General features: G+C 36.5%; 6 protein-coding genes. 3 read left to right on the top strand and 3 right to left on the bottom strand.

Annotation, left to right across the window (positions count from 1 at the left end; all coding sequences use genetic code 11):
• Positions 1-146 precede the first annotated feature (146 nt).
• Complete coding sequence (gene repM, locus F955_RS15335; protein WP_004896760.1) at positions 147-1,085, top strand: replication initiation protein RepM; 939 nt, start codon at positions 147-149, stop codon at positions 1,083-1,085.
• An 8-nt stretch (positions 1,086-1,093) separates the two neighbouring features.
• Here repM and F955_RS15330 read toward each other — a convergent pair whose 3' ends face one another.
• Together F955_RS15330 and F955_RS15325 are read right to left on the bottom strand one after the other, a co-directional pair.
• The gene (locus F955_RS15330; RefSeq protein WP_004896759.1) at positions 1,094-1,426 is read right to left on the bottom strand and encodes a hypothetical protein; all 333 of its coding nucleotides are present in this window, start codon (positions 1,424-1,426) and stop codon (positions 1,094-1,096) included.
• Between the two features lie 10 nt (positions 1,427-1,436).
• Positions 1,437-1,733, bottom strand: coding sequence for a hypothetical protein (locus F955_RS15325; protein WP_004896757.1), 297 nt, complete (start codon positions 1,731-1,733; stop codon positions 1,437-1,439).
• Positions 1,734-1,946: 213 nt separating this feature from the next.
• Between F955_RS15325 and mobQ the strand changes: the two genes are divergently transcribed.
• Both mobQ and F955_RS15315 read left to right on the top strand, forming a co-directional pair.
• On the top strand, positions 1,947-2,900 hold the full coding sequence (gene mobQ / locus F955_RS15320; protein WP_004896754.1) for a MobQ family relaxase: 954 nt from the start codon (positions 1,947-1,949) through the stop codon (positions 2,898-2,900).
• Entirely contained in the window at positions 2,897-3,370 is a 474-nt protein-coding gene (locus F955_RS15315) for a hypothetical protein (protein ID WP_004896752.1), read from the top strand. Before mobQ ends, F955_RS15315 begins: the two co-directional genes overlap by 4 nt.
• Positions 3,371-3,494: 124 nt before the next feature.
• On the opposite strand, the gene F955_RS15310 is transcribed toward F955_RS15315, so the two are convergent.
• Complete coding sequence (locus tag F955_RS15310; RefSeq protein ID WP_004896749.1) at positions 3,495-3,875, bottom strand: hypothetical protein; 381 nt, start codon at positions 3,873-3,875, stop codon at positions 3,495-3,497.
• Positions 3,876-4,434 lie beyond the last annotated feature (559 nt).

Genomic DNA, 4,434 nt, shown 5'->3' with positions numbered 1-4,434 from the left:
ATAAAGGGACATTTAGTCGGTTATAAAGGGACATTTAGTCGGTTATAAAGGGACATTTAGTCTTTATAAAGGGACATTATAGGTATTGACCCTTTAGTGACTTCAATTTACAATGTCCATATTATAAGTAACAATATAATCTGATTATGAAAAATGAGCTTGTTGTGAAGGATAATGCGTTAATTAATGCTAGTTATAATTTAGAAGTAACTGAACAGCGTTTAATACTTTTAGCAATTCTTAATGCAAGAGAAACAGGCAACGGTATTACAGCCGATAGTAAATTAGAAATACATGCAAAGGACTATGCTAGCCGCTTTGATATAAGCAATGATGGAGCTTACAAAGCATTAAAAAATGCTGTTTTAAACTTATTTGATCGACAATTTTCTTTTAAAGAAGAAGATAAGAAAGGGAATGTAGGTACAGTAAAATCAAGATGGGTAAGCCGTATTAAATATATTGATGATTCGGCCACACTAGAGATTACGTTTGCACCTGATGTAGTACCACTAATTACAAGACTTGAGCAACATTTCACGAGTTATCAACTTAAACAAGTCAGCCAACTTACCAGTAAATATGCAATCCGCTTATATGAGCTTTTAATTGCATGGCGTGAAGTTGGTAAAACTCCAAAAATTGAATTAGATGACTTTAGAAGCAAAATTGGTGTTGAAGATACTGAATACACAGCCATGAATGATTTTAAAAAACGTGTATTAGAGCCAGCTATTAAGCAAATTAATAAATATACAGATATTACTGCAACATATGAGCAGCATAAAAAAGGGCGATTAATTTCAGCATTTTCATTTAGCTTTAAGCAAAAGTACCAACCAAAAATTGAAAAGATTGTTGATCTTAAAAGAGATCCGAATACACCTGATTTCTTTATCCAAATGACAGATTCTCAACGACATTTATTTGCAAATAAACTCTCTGAAATGCCGGAAATGAGTAAATATTCTCAAGGTACTGAAAGCTACCAACAGTTTGCTATTCGTATTGCTGACATGCTTTTAGAACCTCAAAAATTTAGAGAACTTTATCCACTCTTAGAAAAATCAGGGTTTCAGTTATGATTAAAAGATTAGACCTCAATTAGTCCGTTAGACTTTAAAAACTTATTAATAAGTTTTAGTAATTTAATTCGTTTTTTACCTTTTCTGACAGGCTTTTTGTCGATGAAGAAAATATCAGTATGTCCGAAGTCAATGTGACACTCGTTTTGAGGAAGTTCAACAATGAGGGATAAGGATTCTTTATCCTTTACTGGAGTGAATACAACAATATATGGTTCTTTTCCAATAGGATTTGAAATCATAATGTCGAAATCAAAATCTTTGTAAGCGTCTTCTGAATGGGGCAAAGAGGAATTCGCTTCGATCTCAAAATATTGCTTAAAAAAAGATTTTTTATCCATTACTAATTACCTAAATATCTTTAGTTTCTATTTTTAGAGGTAAATCAAAAAGCTTTCTGTCACGGTCTTCAGTTAAGTATTCATTCAGATCAGCAAGAATCTTTTCTTTATTGGCTTCATTGGCCTGCATCTTTTTAATTAAATAAGAACCAAGCAAAATTTTGCGTCGAGTATCGTCCTTTCTTTCCTGCTCTTTTTGCTTCGATTTTTCTCTAGCTTCGATAGCCTGTTTACGAGCCTTTAGCTGTTTCAGCTTTTCTAACTGGGCTTCGATTTTCTTTTCGAGAGTTTCAGCAGCTTTTGTCATGATTCAGATTTCAGGATATAGAAAACCACTCAAGCATAAGGCCCTATGAATTGGAATTCAAGCGGGCTTTATGCTATCGTGTTTTTCATGAAATGCGCACTTACGACTTGAACAAAGTTCAAGTCATCGTTGCGTAAGGGGAATCCCCTTAACCCCAAAAAACTGCTACGCAATTTTTTAAAAGCAAAAGCAAAACCATCACAAGGCTAAGGCATGGCAATTTATCACTGTACGACTAAGACCGTTAACCGAAGTTCGGGACGAACTGCGGTTGCATCTATTGCTTATCGTGCAGGAGAAAAATTGACAGATGAACGGACAGGATTAACACACGACTTTACGAGAAAAGAAGGTGTGGCTTATACCGAAATTATCTCGAACTTAGATACTCAAATTGATCGTGCTGAACTCTGGAATCTGGCGGAAAAAACCGAAAATAGGAAAGATGCCAGAACCGCTAGAGAATGGGTTATTGCCTTGCCTGATGAATTGGATGAAGAACAACGCAAGGAACTTGCTAAAGACTTTGCCAAGTCCTTAGTAGATCGCTATGGGGTAGTTGCAGATTTAGCGATTCATGCACCCAGCAAAGGTGGTGATGATAAAAACCATCATGCACATATCCTGCTGACAACTCGCAAAGCAGAATTAGACCCTGAAAATAAATTGGTCCTTACTCAAAAAGCGGAAATTGAGCTAAGTAACACCAAAAGAAAAAGCCTAGGCATGGGTACAAGCCAAGAAGAAATCAAACAGATTCGAGCCACCTGGGCAAACCTTGCAAATTACGCCCTGGACAAAGCAGGGTACAAAGAAAAAATAGACCATCGCAGCTATGCCGAACAAGGTAACGGCTTACAAGCCACGATACATGAAGGCAGCAAGGTTACTCAGTTACGCAGAAAGGGCATAGATACTGAAGTTAGCCGTTTCAATGACAACATCAAACAGCAAAACAATCAGCAGCTCCAATTCAAAGAACCCAAAAAGGAAAAAATCCTAGAACAAGGCTTCAGCCGTGTGGAAAAGGGTTTTGAGCAATGGAAGAAAGATCAGGAAGCTAAACGCCTACAACTGGAACATCAGCAGCAGTTAAAGCAACAGCAAGAACGAGCCATGAAGCAGAAACGACGCCAAAGCATAAGTAAAGATGGGCCATCTCTATGAGTAACCAAAACGACGATTTAGACGACCAGTTATATATTTTATTGGCTTCCATGAAGGAATACAGAGAAGCCATAGCAGACGATAAGAAGCGATTAGAGACGTTTTACGCCCAAGTAGCTAGTGGGGTTCTAGATAAGGCTGAAAAGTCGCTACAGGAGACAAATAAACAGGCTATAGGGGCATTAAAGAGCCGTATTCAGGAACTAGACAAGGCAACTAGCCGTCTTAACTATCAATTCATTGCCGTGTTTGCCAGTGCCTTTGTAGCGTTGGTGATGGTGCTGTTCTTGGCATTATTTTTATTTGTACCAAGTATGGATGAAATCCAGCAGCGCAGATCGGAAGTGAACAACCTGAAAAAATACAGCTTAGACCTATCAAAATGTGACGGGAAAACATGCGTTAGAGTTATAAAAAAACAGTGTGGCTATGGAAAAAATGCTGATTATTGTGTGATTGACCCTAAATAATTAATGTTCGGTACTTTGCTCTGTTCCTTTCAAACCAATCAGATACTTAGTGTCGCAAAGTGGCTCGACTTTGAACTATGGCTAAAGCCAAATTTCAAAGTATCGAGCTAAATTTGATGGTTATTTAGATTTCATTTTCTAATTTATTTGCAGATTTATTCCAGAAAAATGCCGTAACCTCAAAAGCTATAAAATAACTAATTCCGATAGACAGGCTAATTATCTTTGGAAAATCAAAGGATAAAGCACCAAAAAGAACAAGGGAGGATAATAAACCAATGATTAAAGTAGCTAAAAATTTACTCTTAAAAACAAAATTTTCGTAAGCTACAACTGATAAAAATGCTCCAACTAGTAATCCACCAACTACCCACAAAAGAATAAAACCAAAATTAATTTCGTTAAAAAAATCTGCTAACAACGTTGCATAGAGATGAAATATTGGGCTTGGTGCCACTAACGGAACGAAGAAAAAAACTAAAAGATTCAATATTAGTTTAAGCATGAGATACCTTAAGAGATCTAATTATTTAATTTAATGATCAATAATCACTGATTTTATAGATACTTTACAGCTTATCTAAAATTAAAGTAATACGTTGAACTTGAGCATTTTGCTTTATAGAAATAAGAGCCAAGCGAGTGTCTACGAGCGACCACCTGGCATCAAAATTCTCGTGTTTTTCTCTCTGATTACAATTACTCCCTCTTACTTCATAAAGGGATTAACAGAGCAAAGCGACTGTACTTAAATTGATTTATGAACGAGCGAAGCGAGCATAAAGCTTTCTGAGCGAAGCGAAGGCATAGTTTCTTTTTAGAACTCTCAATTCACCTTTGAAAAAACAGCCCCTCAACCGAGCGAAGCGAGGTTAAAACGTCCGAGCTTTAGCGAGGGCATAGGGCTGTTTTTATGCCTGCTTAGGCTTTTATATATATTTTAAAGTTTTTAAATGCTTTTACGCACGCTAAAAGCCTTTCTACAAAAGGCTTTTAGCGTTCATAAAGGGACATTTAGTCGGTTATAAAGGGACATTTAGTCGGTTATAAAGGGACATTTAGTC

It is taken from the genome of Acinetobacter schindleri CIP 107287 (genome assembly GCF_000368625.1).
Lineage (GTDB): Bacteria > Pseudomonadota > Gammaproteobacteria > Pseudomonadales > Moraxellaceae > Acinetobacter > Acinetobacter schindleri.
Note: the sequence above shows the minus strand (reverse complement) of the source record. Positions and strands in the feature narration are given on the sequence as shown.